Source organism: Campylobacter ornithocola (assembly GCF_013201605.1).
In the GTDB taxonomy this organism is placed as follows: domain Bacteria; phylum Campylobacterota; class Campylobacteria; order Campylobacterales; family Campylobacteraceae; genus Campylobacter_D; species Campylobacter_D ornithocola.
The window spans coordinates 539041-560505 of sequence record NZ_CP053848.1 but is presented as its reverse complement, the minus strand read 5'-3'; the positions used below and the strand labels follow the sequence as shown (position 1 = coordinate 560505).

Annotated in this window: 22 protein-coding genes; 14 read left to right on the top strand and 8 right to left on the bottom strand. The window is 29.7% G+C overall.

All coding sequences use genetic code 11. From position 1 onward, the window contains the following. Window positions 1-27 precede the first annotated feature (27 nt). Together CORN_RS02935 and CORN_RS02930 are read left to right on the top strand one after the other, a co-directional pair. Window positions 28-1296 carry a M20/M25/M40 family metallo-hydrolase gene (locus CORN_RS02935; RefSeq protein WP_066008602.1) on the top strand — a complete coding sequence of 423 codons (1269 nt, stop codon included), beginning with the start codon at window positions 28-30 and terminating at the stop codon, window positions 1294-1296. A gap of 134 nt (window positions 1297-1430) precedes the next feature. Continuing rightward, the gene (locus CORN_RS02930) at window positions 1431-2825 is read left to right on the top strand and encodes an anaerobic C4-dicarboxylate transporter (RefSeq protein WP_039625660.1); all 1395 of its coding nucleotides are present in this window, start codon (window positions 1431-1433) and stop codon (window positions 2823-2825) included. A gap of 424 nt (window positions 2826-3249) precedes the next feature. Here CORN_RS02930 and CORN_RS02925 read toward each other — a convergent pair whose 3' ends face one another. Further along, entirely contained in the window at window positions 3250-5058 is a 1809-nt protein-coding gene (locus tag CORN_RS02925; RefSeq protein ID WP_094750334.1) for an aryl-sulfate sulfotransferase, read from the bottom strand. A 73-nt stretch (window positions 5059-5131) separates the two neighbouring features. Next, the gene (locus CORN_RS02920; protein ID WP_066008604.1) at window positions 5132-5782 is read right to left on the bottom strand and encodes a thiol:disulfide interchange protein DsbA/DsbL; all 651 of its coding nucleotides are present in this window, start codon (window positions 5780-5782) and stop codon (window positions 5132-5134) included. Window positions 5783-6053: 271 nt separating this feature from the next. On the opposite strand from CORN_RS02920, the gene CORN_RS02915 reads away from it, so the two are divergent. Further along, complete coding sequence (locus CORN_RS02915) at window positions 6054-6458, top strand: YbgC/FadM family acyl-CoA thioesterase (protein WP_066008605.1); 405 nt, start codon at window positions 6054-6056, stop codon at window positions 6456-6458. On the opposite strand, the gene CORN_RS02910 is transcribed toward CORN_RS02915, so the two are convergent. From CORN_RS02910 to CORN_RS02900, 3 genes are read right to left on the bottom strand one after another with little or no spacing between them, the layout of a single operon-like run. Continuing rightward, window positions 6412-7629: a hypothetical protein gene (locus CORN_RS02910; protein ID WP_066008606.1), complete on the bottom strand. Its 1218-nt coding sequence runs from the start codon at window positions 7627-7629 to the stop codon at window positions 6412-6414. The two genes, CORN_RS02915 and CORN_RS02910, sit on opposite strands and share 47 nt — an antisense overlap. Then, the gene (locus CORN_RS02905) at window positions 7626-8237 is read right to left on the bottom strand and encodes a uracil-DNA glycosylase family protein (RefSeq protein WP_066008607.1); all 612 of its coding nucleotides are present in this window, start codon (window positions 8235-8237) and stop codon (window positions 7626-7628) included. Before CORN_RS02905 ends, CORN_RS02910 begins: the two co-directional genes overlap by 4 nt. After that, the gene (locus CORN_RS02900; RefSeq protein WP_245162305.1) at window positions 8237-8710 is read right to left on the bottom strand and encodes a GNAT family N-acetyltransferase; all 474 of its coding nucleotides are present in this window, start codon (window positions 8708-8710) and stop codon (window positions 8237-8239) included. The genes CORN_RS02905 and CORN_RS02900 overlap by 1 nt, the downstream gene beginning before the upstream one ends. A 140-nt stretch (window positions 8711-8850) precedes the next feature. Here CORN_RS02900 and rpmH point away from each other — a divergent pair, with 140 nt between their 5' ends. From rpmH to CORN_RS02845, 11 genes are read left to right on the top strand one after another with little or no spacing between them, the layout of a single operon-like run. Beyond that, window positions 8851-8985 (top strand): 50S ribosomal protein L34, encoded by a 135-nt coding sequence (rpmH, locus tag CORN_RS02895; protein WP_012661270.1) that lies wholly within the window; start codon window positions 8851-8853, stop codon window positions 8983-8985. Next, window positions 8982-9308, top strand: coding sequence for a ribonuclease P protein component (rnpA, locus tag CORN_RS02890; protein WP_066008609.1), 327 nt, complete (start codon window positions 8982-8984; stop codon window positions 9306-9308). The genes rpmH and rnpA overlap by 4 nt, the downstream gene beginning before the upstream one ends. Further along, window positions 9296-9679, top strand: a complete 384-nt coding sequence (yidD, locus tag CORN_RS02885) for a membrane protein insertion efficiency factor YidD (RefSeq protein ID WP_066008610.1) — start codon at window positions 9296-9298, stop codon at window positions 9677-9679. The genes rnpA and yidD overlap by 13 nt, the downstream gene beginning before the upstream one ends. After that, window positions 9643-11217 (top strand): membrane protein insertase YidC, encoded by a 1575-nt coding sequence (gene yidC, locus CORN_RS02880; RefSeq protein ID WP_066008611.1) that lies wholly within the window; start codon window positions 9643-9645, stop codon window positions 11215-11217. The genes yidD and yidC overlap by 37 nt, the downstream gene beginning before the upstream one ends. Next, on the top strand, window positions 11201-12046 hold the full coding sequence (locus CORN_RS02875) for a Jag N-terminal domain-containing protein (protein WP_066008612.1): 846 nt from the start codon (window positions 11201-11203) through the stop codon (window positions 12044-12046). The genes yidC and CORN_RS02875 overlap by 17 nt, the downstream gene beginning before the upstream one ends. Next, a complete protein-coding gene (mnmE, locus tag CORN_RS02870) occupies window positions 12043-13371 on the top strand; it encodes a tRNA uridine-5-carboxymethylaminomethyl(34) synthesis GTPase MnmE (RefSeq protein WP_066008613.1) in 1329 nt (442 codons plus the stop codon). Before CORN_RS02875 ends, mnmE begins: the two co-directional genes overlap by 4 nt. Before the next feature lie 12 nt (window positions 13372-13383). Beyond that, complete coding sequence (purL, locus tag CORN_RS02865) at window positions 13384-15561, top strand: phosphoribosylformylglycinamidine synthase subunit PurL (protein ID WP_066008614.1); 2178 nt, start codon at window positions 13384-13386, stop codon at window positions 15559-15561. Window positions 15562-15563: 2 nt separating this feature from the next. Beyond that, window positions 15564-16334 carry a tellurite resistance TerB family protein gene (locus CORN_RS02860; RefSeq protein ID WP_066008615.1) on the top strand — a complete coding sequence of 257 codons (771 nt, stop codon included), beginning with the start codon at window positions 15564-15566 and terminating at the stop codon, window positions 16332-16334. Next, window positions 16331-17863: a bifunctional phosphoribosylaminoimidazolecarboxamide formyltransferase/IMP cyclohydrolase gene (gene purH, locus CORN_RS02855; protein ID WP_066008616.1), complete on the top strand. Its 1533-nt coding sequence runs from the start codon at window positions 16331-16333 to the stop codon at window positions 17861-17863. The genes CORN_RS02860 and purH overlap by 4 nt, the downstream gene beginning before the upstream one ends. A 14-nt stretch (window positions 17864-17877) precedes the next feature. Continuing rightward, window positions 17878-19470 (top strand): methyl-accepting chemotaxis protein, encoded by a 1593-nt coding sequence (locus CORN_RS02850; protein WP_066008617.1) that lies wholly within the window; start codon window positions 17878-17880, stop codon window positions 19468-19470. A gap of 15 nt (window positions 19471-19485) precedes the next feature. Further along, window positions 19486-19899 (top strand): META domain-containing protein, encoded by a 414-nt coding sequence (locus CORN_RS02845; RefSeq protein WP_066008618.1) that lies wholly within the window; start codon window positions 19486-19488, stop codon window positions 19897-19899. A gap of 10 nt (window positions 19900-19909) precedes the next feature. On the opposite strand, the gene pyrF is transcribed toward CORN_RS02845, so the two are convergent. The 3 genes from pyrF to ribH are packed head-to-tail and all read right to left on the bottom strand — an operon-like array spanning window position 19910 to window position 21460. After that, window positions 19910-20593: an orotidine-5'-phosphate decarboxylase gene (gene pyrF, locus CORN_RS02840; protein ID WP_066008619.1), complete on the bottom strand. Its 684-nt coding sequence runs from the start codon at window positions 20591-20593 to the stop codon at window positions 19910-19912. After that, window positions 20590-20988, bottom strand: coding sequence for a transcription antitermination factor NusB (gene nusB, locus CORN_RS02835; RefSeq protein WP_066008620.1), 399 nt, complete (start codon window positions 20986-20988; stop codon window positions 20590-20592). Before nusB ends, pyrF begins: the two co-directional genes overlap by 4 nt. Before the next feature lies 1 nt (window position 20989). Then, a complete protein-coding gene (ribH, locus tag CORN_RS02830) occupies window positions 20990-21460 on the bottom strand; it encodes a 6,7-dimethyl-8-ribityllumazine synthase (protein ID WP_066008621.1) in 471 nt (156 codons plus the stop codon). Between the last annotated feature and the right edge of the window lie 5 nt (window positions 21461-21465).

Below are 21465 nucleotides of genomic sequence, written 5' to 3'. Positions count from 1 at the left end.
CCATAATTACAATAAAAAGGAGAATTTATGCGAGAAATTATACAAAATTTTAAACAAATTACTCAAATACCTCATTGTAGTTTTCATACTGAAGAATTAAGAAATTTTCTTGTTAATTTTGCTAAAGATCAAAATTGTCAAGTAAGTGTAGATAAAGCAGGCAACATTCATGCATATAAAGGTAAGCCAAAAATTTGCCTACAAAGTCATTATGATATGGTTTGCATGGGAGAAGCTCCAAATATACAAGTATATGAAGAAAATGGATATTTAAAGGCCAAAAATTCGAGTTTAGGTGCAGATAATGGCATAGGTATATCCTTAATGATGCAAGCTTTAAAAGACTTTGAAAATATCGAATGTCTTTTTACTAACGATGAAGAAGTTGGACTTTGCGGAGCAAATAATCTTACTCATACTTTAATTTCAAACAAGCTTTTAAATTTAGATCATGAAAGTGATAATGAGGTTATTATAGGTTGTGCTGGTGGAGTAGATATTTTTGCTAGTTTAAATTTAGAAATAGATGAAAAAGAAGAAGAGTGCTATGAGTTAGAAGCAATTAATTTTAAAGGCGGACATTCAGGAATCGATATTATTAAAAACATCAAATCATCTATTAAAGAAGCAAGTTGTTTCATCACTCAAAATCAAGGTGAGCTTTGTGAGTTTAATGCGGGTGAGAGAATTAACTCTATACCAAAACATGCTAAAATCATAGCATTTTTTAAAAATTCCCCAAAAGAAAACAATCATTTCAAAGTAAAGTATCTAGGTAAAATCAAAAGAAAATACTACAAAAACTCTCAAATTATTTTAAACCTTATCAATGCTTTTGCACAAGGTGTTAGAACTTTCAATCATCATCTAAGTTTAGTCCAAACAAGTATCAATCTTTCATTAGCTTATGAAAAAGAAGGTAAATTTCATTTTGAACTTTTTGCAAGATCTAATGATTTACAAGAGCTTAAAAATATTGAATTTGAAACTTTAACTTACTTTAAAATACAAAATTGTGAAGTTTCAAGTGCAAATTTTTATCCACCATGGAACAATAAAGATACTAGTTTTGGAGAAGAAATTCTAAGTTATTTAAAAAAAGAAAATCCAAAAGCTAAACTTTATACCATACACGCTGGTTTAGAATGTGGTATTATAAGTGAAAAACAACCTTTAGAATGCTGTTCTATAGGTCCAAATATCTATAGCCCACATTCAACAGATGAGAAATGTGAAATAAATTCTATTGAAAAAATTAGTAAAATTCTTTTTGATATCTTAAAAAATCATCAATAATTTTTATAAAAATCCAATATTTTGATAAATAAATTCGAAATATTGGTAAATATTTATTTAAAATATTAAAAATTTTATTTACTATTAATAAAACTTGCATTATACTCTCGCATATTTTTAAACAAGGAGAGAGTATGGAAATGCTAACTAGCCTTAGTGAAGGCACTCAATTTAGTATCCAACTAGCCGTAGTTCTCATTTGTCTTTTTTATGGGGCAAAAAAAGGAGGTATCGCTTTAGGTTTATTAGGCGGTATAGGTTTATTGGTTTTAAGTTTTGGTTTTGCTGTAGCACCTGGAAAACCTTCAATTGATGTAATGCTTACTATTTTAGCTGTTGTTGTAGCAAGTGCAACCTTACAAGCTAGCGGTGGTTTAGATGTTATGCTACAAGTTGCAGAAAGAGTTTTAAGAAAAAATCCTAAATTCTTAACCATTTTAGCTCCTTTCGTAACTTGCTTTTTGACTATACTTTGTGGGACTGGACATGTTGTTTATACCATGATGCCTATTATTTATGATATTGCTATTAAAAATGGTATCCGCCCAGAAAGACCGATGGCAGCTTCTAGCATATCATCTCAACTCGGCATTATAGCAAGTCCTGTTTCTGTTGCTGTGGTGAGCTTAACAGCTTTACTTTTAAATCCTGAAATAAACAAAAATCCTTTAGCTGGGTTTGATGGTTATGTAGATTTACTTGCTATTACTATACCTTCTACTTTAATAGGTGTTTTAGCTATAGGAATTTTTTCTTGGTTTAGAGGAAAAGATCTTGACAAAGATGAAGATTTTCAAGCAAGAATCAAAGACCCAGAACAAAGAGAATATATCTATGGAGATAGCAAAACACTCCTTGGCCAAAAACTCCCAACTATTCAATGGGTAGCTATGTGGATTTTCTTAGGTGCTATTGCTATTGTTGCGCTTTTAGGTGCGTTCCCAGAGCTTAGACCACAATTTACCTCAAAAGGTGTTACCAAACCTATGAATATGGTTGCAACAATTCAAATGTTTATGCTCTTAGCGGGTGCAGCATTAATCATCTTTACTAAACTTGATGCAAGTAAAATTGCAAAAAATGAAATTTTTAAATCAGGTATGATAGCTTTAGTAGCAGTTTTTGGAATTTCTTGGATGGCAGATACTATGTTTGCAGTACATACTCCTATGATGAAAGAGTCTTTAGGGAATATAGTTGTTGAATATCCTTGGACTTACGCTGTTATGCTTTTACTCATCTCTAAATTTGTTAATTCTCAAGCAGCAGCAATTGCTGCATTTGTACCACTTGCACTAGGAATTGGTGTTGAGCCAGGTATTATCATAGCCTTTGCAGCAGCTTGCTATGGATACTATATCTTACCAACTTATCCAAGCGATCTTGCAACTATACAATTTGACAGATCAGGAACAACAAAAATAGGTAAATTTGTTATAAATCATAGCTTTATTTTACCAGGTTTAATTGGTGTTATCGTATCTTGTATAGCAGGGTATTTTCTAGCTTTAAGTGCAGGATATTTATAATCTACAATTAAAGAGCATTAAGCTCTTTAATTGTAACTTCTCAAATAATAATTAATATATTAATTCTCTATTAATAAAAAACAATAGCAATATTAAATTAGTTTAAAAAACTTACTAAAAGAAAAAATTACAAAATATAAAAATTACAAAAATTTTTAGCCAAAGTTTTTTACAACTTAATCAATAAAAAGATAGTATTATAAAACATATAATCTTTTTCATGCAATTACTTTAGATATAAATTTTTCGCAACATCTCTACTTATATAAAAATATTTTTTGAATAAAATAAATATTTTCTATTTAAAAAATTTAACTAAAGTTATTTTAGAACAACTACATATTTTTCATATTTTACTTTTAAATTTAGAATAATACAAAACTATAAGTTTTAAATTAAAAAAAGAGCTTTTTTTAAGCCCTTTTTAATTAAAAACTTTTTCCAAATCAATAGGCATAGCTTGATAACCTATTCCAGAACCATAAAAACGAATCTTTACCGAAGGTTCACTAGCTCCCCATTTAAATTCATCTATTTCAGGTCTAGGCTCACCTAAAGCAACACCTTTATTTAAATCAAAAGTCATTCCAGCTGTAGCACTATACACAACTATAGAGTTTTTATCTTTATGATACTCAGCCAAAGAAGTAACAGGAGAAAACCATTCATTGCCTCTTTGTTTTCCATACTCCCAAATTTGTTCAACAGTTTTATTTTTTTGATCTATTTTATAAATAACCGCTCTTGAATATTTCATAGTGGAAAAAGGAGGTTGTGTTAAAGCTCTTGCATCACCATTGTCAAAAGCTGTAATATAAACATATCTTTTGTTAGATTTTTCATCTATCCTAAAAGCAGTATGTTGCGTCCAAGTAAAATCAAATCCGTTTTCTTTATTTTTATAACCAGGACATTTGCTATATTCATCATCGCAAAAGATTTTTTGACCATTGCTATCAATAGGTTGCAAAAGTGCTTTTTTATATTTTTCACTCCAACCTTTATGTGCACCTAATATCCATTTTACTTTTTTATCACGCCCTATTTTTATAATAGCACTTTGATGACGACTTGAAATGATAATACTATCATCACTTAGATCATAATCAACACTATTTACATGAGCCCAGTTACGCCCTATTCCAGTACCCGCAATATCGCCAAAAGCATCGCTTGTATCCATCTTAGCCAATTCTTCATCGCTTAAAGTCTTACCTACTTTTGTTGCATCTATATTAAGACAAACCGCACCTTGATCTAAAACCTTAATCACATTAGCCCTATATGGGTCTAAAATCTCAAAGAGTTTCCACTCATCTACAATATCACCGTTTTTATCTACTTCTATAATAACATCTCTTACAGAACGTACATTTTTACCATCAGGACGCTTTATATTAGCCGAAGCTACTCTTAAAAGATAATTTCCATTTGGCATGTTATCCATAGAATGTGAAAAATCTATATAAGAAGAAGGTAAAAGGCGATTAAAAATTTCTCTACCCATTAAATCATATTTCACATATCGTTGTCCAAAACCAAAACTCAAAGCTCCATCTACATTTTGCCTAAATCCCATCATAATACCACGATTGTAAATATTATTCCAATCCATTAATTTATTGTTATCTAAATACCAGCGAATTTGACCTTTAGTATCTATAATAAAAACATTAGAACTCTCATCCCATTCTAAAGCCCCACCAACTGGATTATTCCAAATAGCTTGTGAACTTTTACCATTATATTTTCCAGAAGTATTATTAACTAAATACAATCTATCTTTAAATTCTTTATCAAGTTTTATAACTTCAACATTCTCAAATGGAATTCCTCTTTGCATAAGATTGCCACTAGCTTCTATATTGACACCACCCGTAGTGACCTTATAAACCTCATCAACAACTCTTTCGCTTTTACCAAAAGACTTTTTAGTATAGCTTATTTTTATAGTATTTAAATACGAAGGATAAAGTCCAAAAATAGGGATTCCACCATATGTTTTAGCTTTTTTATCACTAACTTTATATGATATTACCTGACCATTTGGCTTTGGCACTATACTCACTTTTATATCGCTTAATTCATATCCACCATTCATAATTACAGCACTAAGTGGAGATAGACCATAAGGATTTAATTTTATAGCGCCAATTTTTCCTTGCACTTGATAATCAACTCTAGCACCACTTGCTCCACCAATAGCCAAAATAGAGTTTGGTATTATTAACATAGTACTTGCTATTAAAAACACTTTTACTATTTTACTTGTTTTCACTATTAATCCTTTTTAAGGCTTTAAAAAACTATTTATTAGAAAGTTCTTTTACAATCAAAATAAGTTCTTCTAAAGAGGTAATATACTCAGGATTAATTTGATACTTACCATTTACTACAAAAGCTGGCGTACCATAATTTCTAGAAATTTCATTAGCTATATCATAGGCTGCCAAAAGCTCTTTGGCTTCTTTAGTTTGTAAAAATTTTTGCAACTCTTCTTTGGTAGCGCCAATAGCATTTAAACCTATTTTATAAAATAAATCAAGATCGCTTAAATTTATTCTTTTTTCAAAATGGCTCACAAAATACACATCTGCTAATTTATGAGTCAAGCTATCATTGCTACCAGCATCCATACCCAAAGCTTTTTCTTTAAAAGAAGCTAAAGCAAACATTTCATTTAGTGCACTACCATACTCAAGCATTGAACTAACTGAAAAAATATCATATCTTAAATTCGGAAGAGCTTCTTTTACTTTAGCTAAAGTATTAAATTGGTGATGATTATAACAATATCCACAACGATAAGAAAAAATTTTAATTAAAGAGTTTTGTGCATTTGGGATAGGCGTTTTTAAAACAATATATTCCCTACCTTCACTAAGTGCATTTGCACTTACTCCAAAAACAAAAGCTATAATAGCTATAATTTTAAAAAATTTTTGTGTTATTTGCATGATTTTCCTTTTTTGATATAATTTAAAATATAATTTTAACATAAGATATAAAATCAATATATACTTGAAAAAATTTTTGAGTTTATTAGATATTTATAAATATATACTCTAGATAGTATTGTTTTTGGTTTTTAACAATTAAAATCTATAAATAATTTAAACTAATGACAAATTTACTATATGATTTTATATAAAAGTTTTTTAGTTAATTTTATGAAAACAAACAAATACTTATTACTCAAAAAATAATAAAAAAAGAGAGAGGGGCTTTGTGAAAATACGTATATATTATGAAGATACTGATGCAGGTGGAGTTGTATATCATAGTAATTATTTAAAATTTTGTGAAAGAGCAAGAAGTGAAATATTTTTTCAAAAACAAGCAACAATCTTTGATAAAAACACTGGACATTTTTTACTCACAAAAGCAAATTGTAATTTTTTAAAACCAGCCAAACTCGGTGATCTCATTGAAATAAAAACATTTATCATAAAACTTAAAAAAGCTTCAGTGTACATCAAACAAGAAATTTATAAAGAAAAGACTAAGCTTTTTGAAGCTGAATTTACCCTAGCTTTTTTAAAAAATGAAAAAGTAGCTCCTATAGATGAGGCTATAGTTAAGATTTTCACTGATCTTGCAAAGGAACAAAACCCAAACCTTGCGAACGAATAATCTTAACTTTATAATCAAATTGATTATTATTTAAGTCCTCATCAAAAATTCTTTGAGAGTCTTCATCTAAATATTGCGTATAAAAATAATCAAGTCCTACGCTAGTTGCATATGCTATCCAATTATAGTTGATATTTTGTGAAAAAAGCTCATTAAGGTAACTTAAAGTTTGATCTTCATTGGAAATAGAATTTGCTAGTAAAAGTTTTCTTCTATCATTGATCTGTGTTAAACTTAGTAAAATAGGATTATAATTTATCTGAGTTGATAGCAATACATAAGGCTCTATGTCATAAGTCCTTATTTGTGAACTTACAAGTGCTGTTTTAATCAAAGAAGTATTTAAGATAATACTAGAATCTTGAAAACTTCTATTTTGATTTAAAATACTTCTAAAATCAAATTTAGAGCTGTTAATAGTATAAATTTTCTCATTGCCATTACCCATATTTAAAACATTCTCATCTAAACGATTTGTCAAAACCGAGCCATCTGAAAAAATAATATTTTTACCATTTGAATACTCTAAAAGTTTTTGGATTTGTTTTTGATAATCTATACTCCCAAAATATACATTTTCATTTTGCGTATCAAAATATCTTTTGTGTGCAGTTGGTATGAAAACTTTTATATTGGAATCAAGATCTTCTTTTAATAAATTTTTCACACCTTTTTCTGTAAAACCTGCGATTATATAGTTAAATTTCTCATTTTGCACTTGCTTAAGAGCTTTGGCTATTTTATTCTCTTCTTCAGTACCTATTAAAAATACTTTTACTTTTATCTGTGCCCTTTGCCTTAAAAGATATGCTATACTTGAATTGATAATAGTATTAGAATAACTTTTAATAGTTTGCTCAGGTATAATGATAGCTAGTTTTATACTAGCATTTTTTTGAATTCTTTTTTCAAAGTCTATAATGGAATTTAAAAGTTTAGTGTAGATATTAACCAAAAATTCATTTGTATTATCATTATTAAATCTTGATAAAAAATTGAAATAAAGTCCTGTTTCTAGTAAAGTAAATAAACAATCATTGTCACAATTTTGAAATTCTAAATTAGGATAAAAAGACTCACTAGGTTCTATAGGTGATGGCTTTTGCTCTTTGGCAAAGACACTTAAAGCTAAAACAAAACTCATCATTATATATATCAATTTTTTTTTCATAAATAACCTTTTATTTTTTTAATATCCTCTATGAAATCAACATAAAAACTAGGATTTTTATTCAAAAATTCTAAATCATAGCTTGGTAAAAGCAGTGCATTATTATAACGCATATATTGTCCTTTATACTTTTGAAAATTTTCAAAACCCAAACTTACAAAAGCTTCTTGACCAAGACATAAAATAATCTTTGCTTTTACAAATTCTAGCTCGTTGTAAAAATATGGTAAGCACAACTTTAACGCTTGATCATCTACTTTGAAATTACTAAAACATTTAAACATATAAGAAAAATATATTTCATCTTCTTTTAAATTTAAAAGCTCTTTGCACAATCTTAAAAACTCTTGTTTGTTTTTAGAAGCAAAAAACTCTCCACTTTCATTTTCTTCTTTGTCAATAAAAGCTTGATAAATTAAAATTTTAGCGTTTTTAGCTTCTTTTTCCATTAAACTATGTTTTCTTAATTTAGAAAAATAGCAAAGATTACAAGCTCTTATTCTTTCATTTAACTCTTTAAAGCTTAGATTACAATGTTTAATTTGTCTTTGATCGTTAAAATATTCAAAACCAAAAGCTTTTAGATAATACAAACTGCGCTTATTCATTACATCAATGCTTCTAAATTTTCACCCTCTAAACGATAAGTTCTCCATTCATTCATATGTCTTGCATTTAATTTAGTATAAAATTCAATACCCAAATCATTGTCATTTAAACATACCCACTCTAATCTCTTAAGATTTTTTTCTTTGCAAATTTGTGCTAAGTATTTAAAAACAGCTTTAGCATAACCTTTTTTTCTATATTGTGGTTGTATGTAAATATCCTCTAAATATAAACCACCCAATCCCCAAAAAGATGAAAAAGTAAAATAATACATTGCATAGCCTACAATCTCACCATTAACTTTTAAACTCAAAGCTTTAGCATACTCATGTTTAAAAAACGATTCTTCAAGCTCTTTGGTGGTACATTTAACATCATCAAGCATATTTTCATGAATAGCAAGTTCTTTAAGTAATTCTAAAATTTTTTCCAAATCTTCTTTTTTACTCTTGCAAATCTCAAAAGTCATTATTCTTCCTTATTTATAGAAATAAAATCAAAAATTTAGCAAAAAGTTTTAAAATAACTCTTAATTAAAAGCAGATTTAAGTAAGATTTTGATAGAATACTTGTTTATTATTTTGTTTTTTATTTTAAGTTAAGGAAAAAATTATGAAAAGAACATACCAACCACATAAAACTCCTAAAAAAAGAACTCATGGTTTTCGCGTGCGTATGAAAAGTAAAAATGGTCGCAAGGTGATCAATGCTAGACGTGCTAAAGGTAGAAAAAGATTAGCGGTATAAAAGATTTTCTAAGTATTAATGACTTAGGAGAGTTTGCAACAATTTACAAAGAAGGTAAAAAATGGCATTGCGAAGGTATGATCATCTTTTACGTTTTAAGTGATGAAAAAAAATTCGCTGTTGTTGCTAGTAAAAAAGTTGGAAAAGCTGTCGTGAGAAATAGAGCCAAAAGGCTCTTAAGATCAGCTTTTTTTCAGGTTAAAAATCAAGTTGAAAACGGAAAATATATACTTGTAGCTAAAACAAGTATTACCGAAATTCCTTTTTTAAAATTAGAAAAAAACTTGAAATGGGGTTTGAAAAAAATAGGATGTATAAAATAGCTTGTCTAAAACTTATCAGATTTTATCAACTCTTTATCAGTCCTTTTAAACCACAATGCTGTAGGTATTACCCAAGTTGTTCTGAATACGCCTTATGGCAATTTAAAAAAAATAATATTTTTAAAGCATTTGGTGCAGTTTTTTTAAGAATTTTAAAATGCAATCCGTTTTTCAGAGGTGGTATTGATTATCCTAAAATACGCAAGAATAATCTAAACTCAGGTATATGTTTTAAACCTAGTTTTAACGCTTTAAAACAACTCAACTATCTTTACATCCCTTGCAGTGATAATCAATTTTTTTTAATTAAGATTATATTTCCAAAGGACAATCCGTGTCAGAAAATTTATCTCAACAAAAACGCATATTAATTGCTGTTGTATTATCATTTTTATTTTTTGTAGTTTATGATTATTTTTTTATCCCAAAAACTCCACAAGCTGAGCAAAATAACACCCAAATAGAACAAAATAATTCAGCTCCACGAAGCACTACAAATACCCAAGCTCCAAAAACAGAACTTAGCATTAACCAAAAAGAAGAAATAGCAATCGTTAAAAGCGAACATTTTGAAGCACATATTGACTCTTTAGGTAGAATAGCTAAATTTTACTTAAGTGATGAAAAATATAAAGATGAAAATGGAAAAAGTATCAATTTAGTAGATACTTCTTTATCACCTTTACCATTAGAAGTAAGATTTAGTGATGCAAAGATCAATCAAGAAGCATTCAATACAGTATATACAACTAGCCAAAAAACCATCAATGTAGGTGATGAAAACACAACCCTAATCCTTACTCAAAATTTAAAAGATTTAGTTGTGACTAAAAAAATTACCTTTCATAAATATGGAAACTATGATTTAGAAATTAATCTAAGCAAAGATGCGGCTTATTTTATTACCCCAGGTTATCGTCCAAATATAGCAGTTGATAGCTATACAGTACATGGGGTTTTAATCTTAGATAAAGATGACAAAATCACAATGCTAGAAGATGGTGATGTAGAAAATGATGAAAGTTTTTCTAATGTAACCCTTATGGCTGCTTCGGATCGCTATTATAGTGCTTTCTTTTATAATTTTGAGAAACCTTTAAATGCTGTAGTTACCAAGGATAATCATGAAAATTCCATCGTTTTTGCAAGTGCAATAAATACCTTTAAAGCAAGTGGTTATGTAGGTTCAAAAGAGCATGAAATTTTAAGAAGTATTCATGCGAATTTAGATGATGTTGTAGAGTATGGTTGGTTTACTTTTATAGCTAAGCCTATGTTTGAATTTTTAAATTTCTTACATGGTTATATGGGCAATTGGGGCTGGGCTATTGTAGTGATGACTCTAATCGTGCGTATTATTCTTTTCCCACTTACTTATAAATCAATGATTTCTATGAATAAACTCAAAGATTTAGCACCTAAAATGAAAGAAATCAGAGATCGATATAAGGGTGATCCACAGAAAATGAATTTGCATATGATGGAACTTTATAAAAAGCATGGTGCAAATCCGATGAGTGGATGCTTACCTATACTCATACAAATTCCTATTTTCTTTGCAATTTATAGAGTTTTACTTAATGCCATAGAGCTTAAAGCTGCACCTTGGGCTTTTTGGATTACAGACTTATCAGTAATGGATCCATGGTTTATTTTACCTATATTTATGGGTCTAACCATGTTTATTCAACAACTTATCACACCGATGACTATACAAGATCCTATGCAAGAAAAGATTATGAAATTCTTACCTTTGATTTTCACTTTTTTCTTCTTAACTTTCCCAGCAGGTTTAACTTTATATTGGTGCGTAAATAATATATGTTCACTTATTCAACAAGTGATTGTTAATAAACTTTTTAAAAACCACAAAAAAGAGGAAATAGCTAAACATGAACATAGAAGCTAAAGACTTACAAACTGCACTCATAGAAGCTTCAAAGCAACTTGAGTGCTCTGTGATTGATCTAGAATATGAAGTTATTCAACATGCAAAAGCGGGATTTTTTGGTTTGTTTAAAAAAAATGCTATTATTTCCATCAAAGGACATAAGAAAAACCAAAAACCTCATCATGAAAAAACTAAAAAATTTCAAAATGAGAAATTTAGCAAACACGCACAAAAAAACTTTGAAAAGAATGAATCAAAAAAAGAATACAAAGATGGAGCTCAAAAATTATCTGAAGAAGTTACTCAGCCCAAAGAACATTATAAAGTAAAAAATGATGCAATTTTTGATTCTTTCCATAAAGAATTCTCTGAAGAAAAAAACATTGCTTTGTATATAGACGAGATAAAAATTTCTTTAGAGAATTTATTAGCAACTTTTGATTTTGATATCAAAGTTATACAAGTTAGTATTTGGGATGAAAATTGTATATTAATTAAACTTGATGGAGAAGATGCAGCTTTACTTATAGGAAAAGAAGCTCATAGATATAAAGCTTTTTCATACTTGCTTTACAATTGGCTTAGTGCCAAATATAAAATTCAACCAAGACTAGAAATAGCACAATTTTTAGAAAATCAAACTCAAGCTATAGAAAATTATTTAAAAATTCTTATAGAAAAAGTAGAAAATACCGGAAGAGTTCAAACAAAACCACTAGATGGAATTTGGTTAAAACTTGCTTTAGAAAAACTAAGAGAACGCTTTCCTGATAAATATGTAGCTATCAAACAAAATGACGATCAAAGATATATCGTTGTAAATGATTTTTTGAAGAAAAATGAATGAATGATACTATAGCCGCTATTGCCACAGCCCACGGAGTGGGCTCTATAAGTATCATTAGAGTAAGCGGAGAAAAGGCTTTAGAACTTGCATTAAAAATTTCTCACAAAAAAGAACTAACACCTCGCTATGCGCATTTATGTAAACTTTATAAAAACAACAATGACTTTTTAGATGAAGCTTTAGTGATTTATTTTAAAGCACCTTTTTCTTTTACAGGAGAAGATATAGTAGAATTTCAACTTCATGGTGGTTTTTCTTTGAGTGAAATTTTACTCGATGAGCTTATTTTAGCAGGAGCACGCCTTGCTAGTCCTGGGGAATTTAGCAAAAGAGCTTGTTTAAATGGCAAAATGGATCTTTTAAAAGCCTTAAGCATACAAGATGCCATCATGTCAAAATCAACAAGTGCAGCAAATATTATTGCTAAAAACATTAAAGGCGATTTGAGTAAATTTTTAAATACTATTCGGATAGATCTTGTTCAAACTCTTGCTTTTGTAGAAACTAGTATCGATTATGCAGATGATGATTTACCACAAGATTTACTTGATAAAATCATTGCCATGTGCGAAAAAAATTCAAAACTTTTACATGATATAGTAGATATTTCTTTAAGTAAAAAAGGACTTATAGAAGGTTTTAAAGTTGCTATTATCGGCAAGCCAAATGTAGGAAAAAGTTCATTATTAAATTCACTTTTATCTTTTAATAGAGCCATTGTATCCAATATCGCAGGAACCACAAGAGATCGTATTGAAGAAAGTTTAAAAATAGGCTCACATTTAATCAAAATTATCGACACAGCAGGTATAAGAAATGCAGATGATGAGATAGAAAAAATAGGAGTTAATCTAAGCTACAAAAGCATTGAAGAGGCAGATATTATCATAGCAGTATTTGATAGTTCTAAGGAATTTGAAGAAGAAGATGAGTATATTTTACAAGCTTTAAAAGATTGTGATAAAAAAATTATTTATGTTTTAAACAAGAGTGATTTAACTAGCAATTTTAAACACGAAATTAGCACTTCTTGCATACGTATTTGTGCTCAAAAAAATACCCATGCTATTAAAGAAAGTCTAAATGAATATCTTAACACTCTCGATAGTGATGGAATGTTAATTAGTAATACTTTAATACTTAATGCTTGTAAAAATGCTAGTGAGGCAATTTTGCGTGCAAAAGATTTACTACAGGAAAGTTCTTTAGAGCTTTTTGCTTTTGAGTTAAATTTAGCCATAGGAGAAATAGCCCAATTTACAAAAGATTTTGAAAGAGATGAAATTTTAGATGCAATGTTTAGTAATTTTTGTTTAGGTAAGTAAAAAGGAGAAAAAATGGATAAAGAAATTGTAAAACAGCACAAAATTAGCGATGAAGAATATCAAGAAATTTTAAATATACTAGGCAGAGAGCCTAATTTACTAGAGCTTGGAGTGATTTCTGCTATGTGGAGCGAGCATTGTTCGTACAAATCAAGTAGGAAATATCTTAATGGCTTTCCAACTAAAGCCCCTTGGGTTATCCAAGGTCCTGGTGAAAATGCTGGTGTAATTGATATAGGCAAAGGAATGGCTGCAGTATTCAAAGTAGAAAGTCACAACCACCCAAGTTTTATAGAGCCTTTTGCAGGAGCAGCTACTGGTGTAGGTGGAATTTTACGCGATGTTTTTACTATGGGCGCTAGAGTTGTTGCGGGTATGAATTCTTTAAAATTTGGTAATATCCATGATAAAAAAATAGGTAAACATCAAAAATATTTAGTCAAAGGTGTTGTAAATGGAATTTCACACTATGGTAACTGTATGGGTGTACCCACTATAGGTGGAGAATGTGCTTTTGATGAATGTTTTAATGGAAATATCTTGGTTAATGCTTTTGCACTTGGAACTTGTAAAATCGAAGATATTTTTTATGCAAAAGCCGAAGGTATAGGAAATCCTGTAATTTATGTAGGTTCAAAAACAGGTCGTGATGGACTTGGCGGGGCTGTAATGGCAAGTGATAGTTTTAATGAATCTAGCAAAAGCTTAAGACCAACTGTACAAATTGGCGATCCATTTGCTGAAAAATTATTAATGGAGGCTTGTTTAGAACTTTTTAAGACTGATTATATAGTAGGTATTCAAGACATGGGTGCAGCAGGACTTACTTCAAGCTCCTTTGAAATGGCAGGACGCAGTGGCAGCGGGATGAAACTTTACCTTGATAAAACTCCTATGAGAGAAGAAGGTATGACTCCTTATGAGTTAATGCTAAGTGAATCTCAAGAAAGAATGCTAATTTGTGCTAAAAAAGGCTATGAAGAAAAAGTTATTGAGATTTTTAATAAATGGGGGCTTGATGCAGCTATTATAGGTGAAGTTACCGATACTGGTAAAATGGAGCTATTTTGGCATGGTGAATTAGTTGGTTTAATCCCTATTGAACCACTAAGTGAAAAAGCACCTATGCTTGATAGACCTATAGCTAAGCCAAAATACTTAGATGAAATAAAAAACTATCAATTTAAACTTAACATTCCCACTCAAGAAGCATTTGAAAAACTCCTTGCAAATGAAAATGTTAGCAATAAAGCTTATATTTATGAGCAATTTGATTCAAGTGTACAAACTAACACTTTAAAAAGCGATGGAGCTTTAGGAGCAAATAGCATTAGAATCAAAGAAAATGGTTGCTTGCTTTCTATGGCAATTGAATGCAACTCAAGATTAAACTATGTCAATCCGAAAATAGGTGCTGCAGCAGCTGTTGCAAGCGCAGGTAGAAAAATAGCATGCTCAGGAGCTAGACCTTTAGCAATTAGTGATTGTTTAAACTATGGTAACCCACAAAACTCTGAAGTAATGTGGCAATTTGCACAAGGTTGTGAAGGTATTAAACTAGCTTGTAAAGAACTCAATACTCCTGTAGTAAGTGGCAATGTTTCTTTATATAATGAAACCGATGGAGTAAGTATTTTTCCAAGCCCAACCATAGCTTGTGTTGGGGTAAATGAGAAAGCAGAAAATATTTTAAAATCATATTTTAGCAAAGATACTAGAGCTATTTATTTACTCGGGGACAGCAAAGGTAATTTTGGTGGATCTTTAATTGCTAAAGTACTAGATCAAAAAGTAGCAGGAGAACTTGAAGATATAGATTTTAAAGCAGAATTAAAACTATGGGATTTCTTGCTAAAAGCAAATGAAATGAATTTGCTTGATTGTGCTAATAGCATAGGTATAGGTGGACTCGCAATAACTTTAGCAAAAATGAGTGCAAAAGCAAATTTGGGTATTGAAGTAAAAACTAATTTTGAAGACAAAAGTTTTATTTTTGAAGAAAGTCCAACAAGAGTTATACTTGGTGTTAAAAATGAAGAAAAATTTATTAAATTTGTAAATGAAATGGGAATTAATTTTACAAAAATTGGAAATTTAAATGAAAAAGATTTCATTTTAGATGATATTAAGATATCTTTAGCAAAACTACAAACAATTTATTTTGATAAATTTAATGAATATTTAGGATAAAAATGCTTTTTGTTTTACTTGTATTGGCAATTTTGGCATTTTATTGGTATTATAAAACATGGGGTAAAGATAATCTCTTAGACTCTTTTAAAAAGGGAGCTAAAAGTTTTTCTCAAGGCTTTAAGCAAGGCTATCATGAAGAAAGGATTGATGGTTTCAAGAGAAGACTAAATTATTATGTTATAGCACTTTTAGCAAAAATAGCAAAAAGTGATGGTAGAGTTAGCGAAAACGAAGCTAATATGATTTCACAAATTCTTGATTATAATGCCAAAGATTCAACAGAAAGAAAATTTTTAAAACAATGCTTTAATGAACATAAAAACACTATAAGCGACACCTACGAAGTGGCTAAAGAATTTATCAAAGAAGTACCTTTACCGCAACAAGAAAGAGTTAACATATTAAATGTTTTAGTTGCGATGGCTTTGATTGATGGCGAACTTAGCAACATTAAAAAAGATGTATTAAAAACCATTGTCAAAGCCTTTAATCTTGATGTAAACATACTTGAAAAATTTCTAAATTCTATGCAAACTCAAAAAGTAGGTATGAATTTGCAAAAAGCATGCGAGATTTTAGGTGTAAGTGAAAATGTAAACTTACAAGAGCTTAAAAAACGCTATAGAGAACTTGCTAAAAAATATCATCCTGATATTTTAAATGCAAACAACAGTGATGAGATAAAAATAAAAGAAGGTGTAAAAAAATTTCAAGAAGTTAATGAATCTTATGAATTTTTAAAACAACACATAGAAAGGAAAAATCAATGAAAGCACTAATTAGTGTAAGCGATAAAGAAGGGGTGATAGAATTTGCTAACGAGCTTGCAAAATTAGGTTTTGAACTTTTATCTACCGGAGGCACTTACAAGCTTTTAAAAGAAAATAATTTACAAGTACAAGAAGTTAGTGAATTTACTCAAAGTCCTGAAATGTTTGAAGGACGTGTAAAAACCTTGCATCCAAAAATTCATGGTGGAATTTTATACAAAAGAGAAGATGAAAGCCACCAAAAGCAAGCTAAAGAACATAATATAGAAAGCATAGACTTACTTTGTGTGAATTTATATCCTTTCAAAAAAACTACAATTTTAACTCAAGATTTTGATGAAATTGTAGAAAACATCGATATCGGTGGTCCTGCTATGATACGTAGTGGTGCAAAGAACTTTAAAAATGTCATTGTAGTTTGTGATATTTTAGACTATGATAAAATCATACAAGCCTTAAAAGATAATACCTTAGATCTTGATTTTAGAAGAGCTTTGATGATTAAAGCTTATGAGCATACAGCAAATTATGATGCTTATATAGCAAATTACATGAATGAGCGTTTTAATGGTGGTTTTGGCACAAGCAAATTCATCGTAGGTCAAAAAGTATTTGATACAAGATATGGAGAAAACCCTCATCAAAAAGGCGCATTATATGAATTTGATGAGTTTTTCACACACAATTTTACAACCTTAAAAGGCGAAGCAAGTTTTAACAACTTAACCGATATTAACGCGGCTTTAAATTTAGCAAGTGCTTTTGATAAAGCTCCTGCAGTGGCAATTGTAAAACATGCAAATGCTTGCGGTTTTGCTATAAAAGAAAATTTACTCCAAAGTTACATCCATGCACTTAAATGTGATACCTTAAGTGCTTATGGTGGGGTTGTAGCTATCAATGGAACCTTAGATAAAGAATTAGCGCAAAAAATAAATGAAATTTATATAGAAGTAATCATTGCAGCAAATGTAAATGATGATGCTTTAGAAGTCTTTAAAGATAAAAAGCGCATCAAAATCTTTACACAAAAAGCACCATTTTTAACTAGAGCTTATGATAAATATGATTTTAAACATATTGATGGTGGTTTTGTATATCAAGATAGTGACGAAGTTAAAGATGATGAGCTAAAAAATGCGGTTTTAAAAAGCGAAAGAAAGGCTAGTGAGCAAGAATTAAAAGATCTTGAAATAGCTATGAAAATTGCTGCATTTACCAAATCAAACAATGTAGTTTATGTAAAAAATGGAGCTATGGTAGCTATTGGCATGGGTATGACAAGTCGTATTGATGCAGCCAAAGCAGCTATTAATAAAGCTAAGGAGATGGGACTTGATTTAAATGGTTGTGTTTTAGCAAGCGAGGCTTTCTTTCCATTTAGAGATAGTATAGATGAGGCTAGTAAAATAGGAGTAAAAGCTATTATCGAACCAGGTGGAAGCATAAGAGATGAAGATATCGTTCAAGCTGCTAATGAATATGGCATTGCATTATATTTTAGTGGCGTAAGACACTTTTTACATTAACATAAGGAGCTTAAATGTTTAAAAGCATAGGTGCAAAGATATCTTTAGCAATGATTTCTACATTGCTAATTAGTTTTATTGTTATGCAAATTATTTTACAAAAAGACTCTCAGCAAACGACCGATAGAATCAGTCGTGCAAATTTAGATACCTTAAGCACTTCTGTTTTCCAAACATTAAGAATGGCAATGAATTTAGGTGATCCTACGATTATAGAACAAGCTATAAAAGAAGCAGGTGAAATAGAAGGTATAAAAGATATTAAAATTTATCCTTCTAAAAGTACAATAGAATTATTTGAAATGCAAAAATACGCAAAAAGCAACGAAAGTATCATTAACGAACAATTCAATAAACCAGAAATCAAAGCTGTTGAAATCAATAATGAACAAGGGCATTATCTAAGACTTATACGCCCATTAATTGCCAATGAAGGTTGTCTTGCATGCCATGCAAATGCTAAAGAAGGCGATGTTTTGGGTGTTATGGATATGTATAATGATTTAAAACATGTTGATGATGATTTAGCAAGTTCAGCTAAAACCTATATTGTAATTTTTAGCATTGCTTTACTTTTTACTGTTTTTGCTGTACTTTATATTTTGAAAATAGTTGTAGGAAATCCTGTCTTAGATCTTTTAAAACATGCTAAAGAATTAGCTAGTGGCGATGGAGACTTGCGCGCAAGAATCAACATAAAAAGTACTGACGAGATAGGCAAAGCTTGTACTTACATTAATCAATTTATCGAAAAAATTCAAAATACAGTAATTTCTACCAATGAAAATTCTCAAATGGTAGACAAACAATCTAAACTTTTAAATACCAATGCACTCGATTTAGCCAATAGAACAAAAGAAGGACATACTAAAACCGATGAGTCTTATCATTTAAGTGAACAAATTCACACAGAATTACAAGATCTTGCTGAACTTTCTAGCAATGCAAATAAAGCAAATACAAAGTCTTTTGAAGTTTTAAATACTATGCTTGATTCGCTAAATCAAGTTGTAGATAAAGTAAAAGTTGTGGCCGAAAATGAAGATGTATTATCTCAAAAAGTAGAAGTCATGGAAAAACAAGCAGAGGAAATTAAAAAAGCTTCTGATATGATGGGGGAAATTGCTGACAAAACCAACCTTTTATCTTTAAATGCAGGTATTGAAGCAGCACGTGCTGGAGAATTTGGTCGTGGTTTTTCAGTTATTGCTGAAGATGTAAGAAATCTTGCTCAAAATTCTGAAGAATTTTTAAAAAATATTGCCATAGTAACTAAACAATTAGTAGATAGTATTAATGAGGTTTCTAAAGAATTAAAACATAATGCTAAAGAAATTAATTCTTTAAATCAAGATGCAAAAGATCTTGTAGAAGGAACTAATGAAGTAAAAGTTTGTAACGAAAATGCAAGAGATCTAGCGAATGCTTGTATGCAAAAAATTTCAAGCACTCAAAAAACTTTACAATCTTTACTTGACAAAATGCAAGAGACAGTCAAATTAAGTGACAAAAACGAAGAAATTTCTAAAATTTTACTTGATGTTGCACATGAGTTAAATATAGTTTGTCAAAATTTAGAAGATGAATTAAAACATTTTCATGTATAAATTAAAGGAGAAAAAATGAAAAAAATAACTACATTGAGCATAGCAAGCTTAGCTATTTTTGGTGGGTGCTCCATAGCTAATTTAAGTATAGATGATTTACAAAATAAAGAATTTACCATAAATTCTTATGAAGCAAATGGAAAAAACTATGAACTTCCTAAAAATTCTAAAGCAAGCATTAGCTTTGATAATAAAGATAAAAGGCTATTTGGTATTGCAGGATGCAATAGATTTTTTGGAAGCTACAAAGATCTAGGAAGCAATATCAAAATAGAAGATAATCTTGCTTCAACAAAAATGCTTTGCGAACAAGAATCTATGAATTTTGAAGATAACTTCTTAAGAAATTTCAACGGAGAGTTTAAAATTACTAGCGATGATGATAGTATTATTTTGGAAAATAAAAAAATGAAAGTATATTTAAAATAAGCCTTTAGGCTTATTTTAAACACTCTAATATATTCTCACAAATCTTTCTAGGTTCTTTCGCTTTATAAATAGGTCTTCCTACTACAATAAAATCTGAAAAATTATCCTTAGCACATTGGATATCAGCTACTCTTTTTTGGTCATCTGAATTTTCTTTAAAAGGACGAATACCTGGGGTTAGCGTAATAAAATTTGAACTAGTATTTTCTTTGATTAATAAACTTTCATATACCGAGCAAACCATACCATCAAGGCCACTTTCATAACTAATTTTAGAAAATTCCTTAACAGCTTGCCTAATATCTTGCTTATATATACTAAAAAATTCTTGTTCATCAAAACTAGTTAAAGCTGATACAGCAAGCACCAAAGGTCTTTTATTCAAAGCATTCAAGCGATCCATAATCATACACATAGCATTTTTTCCAGCACTTGCATGGATATTAAACATATCCACATCAAGCTTAGCAAGTTCTTCACATGCATCTGCCATAGTATTTGGTATATCATAAAGTTTTAAATCTAAAAATATTTTAAAATCATCTATTTTTTTGATTGCTTCTAAGAGTTTTACTCCATCTCTTAAATACGATCTAAGCCCTATTTTAATCCAAAGATCTAAACCTTTTAATTTTTTAGCTAAGTCAATACATTCATCATAACTTGCCACATCAAAAGCTACACAAAGCTTCATTGCTTTTCCTTGTTGATTTTATCTAACACCCCATTGATAAACTTAGGAGCATTATCTCCTGCCATTTCTTTTGCAAGCTCTATAGCTTCATTAATAATAATTGCTTTTTGGGTTTGAGTAAATAAAATTTCATAAGCACCCAAACGCAAAATAGCTTTTTCTATACTAGCAACTCCATCTAATTTATGCTCTTTTAAACACTCATTGATTTTTTCATCAATAAAAAAAAGCTGTTCATTAATACCATTGTATAAATCTAATGTAAATTTTCTTTGATCATTACGAATTTTTTTCTCATCTAAAAATTCATTTATAAAATCTTTGTTTTCTTGATTTAGCTGCGCTGCATAAAGCAAAGAAACTATACTTTGTCTTACTTGGTGTCTAGTGGCCATTTTAAGCCTTAATTTTTTGAATTAAATTAAGCATTTCAACTACAGTAAGCATGGCTTCAAAACCTTTATTACCCGCTTTACTACCTGCTCTTTCTATAGCTTGCTCTAAAGTATCAGTTGTTAAAACTCCAAAACTTACCGGTATATTTGCACTAAGTCCTACACTTGCAATACCTTTAGTTGTTTCAGCTGCTACATAGTCAAAATGCGGAGTACTGCCACGAACTACTGCTCCAACACAACAAATACCATCAAATTTTTTACTCTCTATAGCTTGCTTTAGTGCAAAAGGAATTTCAAAAGCACCTGGCACCAAAATAAGGCTTAAGTTCTCTTCCTTACCACCATGTCTTAAAAAAGCATCTTTAGCACCTTCTACCAAACGATCTGTAATGATGTGATTAAATCTTGCATTAATAATTGCGATTTTCTCATTACCTTTTAAACTTAAATTTCCTTCTATTATATTCATAATTT

Coding starts and splice junctions, on each gene's coding strand:
- CORN_RS02905 (WP_066008607.1), bottom strand. CDS start 8,237: ATGAATAAGCGCAGTTTGTATTATCTAAAAGCTTTTGGTTTTGAATAT.
- purH (WP_066008616.1), top strand. CDS start 16,331: ATGAAAGCACTAATTAGTGTAAGCGATAAAGAAGGGGTGATAGAATTT.
- pyrF (WP_066008619.1), bottom strand. CDS start 20,593: ATGAAGCTTTGTGTAGCTTTTGATGTGGCAAGTTATGATGAATGTATT.
- purL (WP_066008614.1), top strand. CDS start 13,384: ATGGATAAAGAAATTGTAAAACAGCACAAAATTAGCGATGAAGAATAT.
- CORN_RS02925 (WP_094750334.1), bottom strand. CDS start 5,058: ATGTTAATAATACCAAACTCTATTTTGGCTATTGGTGGAGCAAGTGGT.
- rpmH (WP_012661270.1), top strand. CDS start 8,851: ATGAAAAGAACATACCAACCACATAAAACTCCTAAAAAAAGAACTCAT.
- CORN_RS02910 (WP_066008606.1), bottom strand. CDS start 7,629: ATGAAAAAAAAATTGATATATATAATGATGAGTTTTGTTTTAGCTTTA.
- CORN_RS02935 (WP_066008602.1), top strand. CDS start 28: ATGCGAGAAATTATACAAAATTTTAAACAAATTACTCAAATACCTCAT.
- CORN_RS02845 (WP_066008618.1), top strand. CDS start 19,486: ATGAAAAAAATAACTACATTGAGCATAGCAAGCTTAGCTATTTTTGGT.
- CORN_RS02850 (WP_066008617.1), top strand. CDS start 17,878: ATGTTTAAAAGCATAGGTGCAAAGATATCTTTAGCAATGATTTCTACA.
- mnmE (WP_066008613.1), top strand. CDS start 12,043: ATGAATGATACTATAGCCGCTATTGCCACAGCCCACGGAGTGGGCTCT.
- CORN_RS02920 (WP_066008604.1), bottom strand. CDS start 5,782: ATGCAAATAACACAAAAATTTTTTAAAATTATAGCTATTATAGCTTTT.
- CORN_RS02875 (WP_066008612.1), top strand. CDS start 11,201: ATGAACATAGAAGCTAAAGACTTACAAACTGCACTCATAGAAGCTTCA.
- yidD (WP_066008610.1), top strand. CDS start 9,296: ATGTATAAAATAGCTTGTCTAAAACTTATCAGATTTTATCAACTCTTT.
- CORN_RS02930 (WP_039625660.1), top strand. CDS start 1,431: ATGGAAATGCTAACTAGCCTTAGTGAAGGCACTCAATTTAGTATCCAA.
- nusB (WP_066008620.1), bottom strand. CDS start 20,988: ATGGCCACTAGACACCAAGTAAGACAAAGTATAGTTTCTTTGCTTTAT.
- ribH (WP_066008621.1), bottom strand. CDS start 21,460: ATGAATATAATAGAAGGAAATTTAAGTTTAAAAGGTAATGAGAAAATC.
- CORN_RS02860 (WP_066008615.1), top strand. CDS start 15,564: ATGCTTTTTGTTTTACTTGTATTGGCAATTTTGGCATTTTATTGGTAT.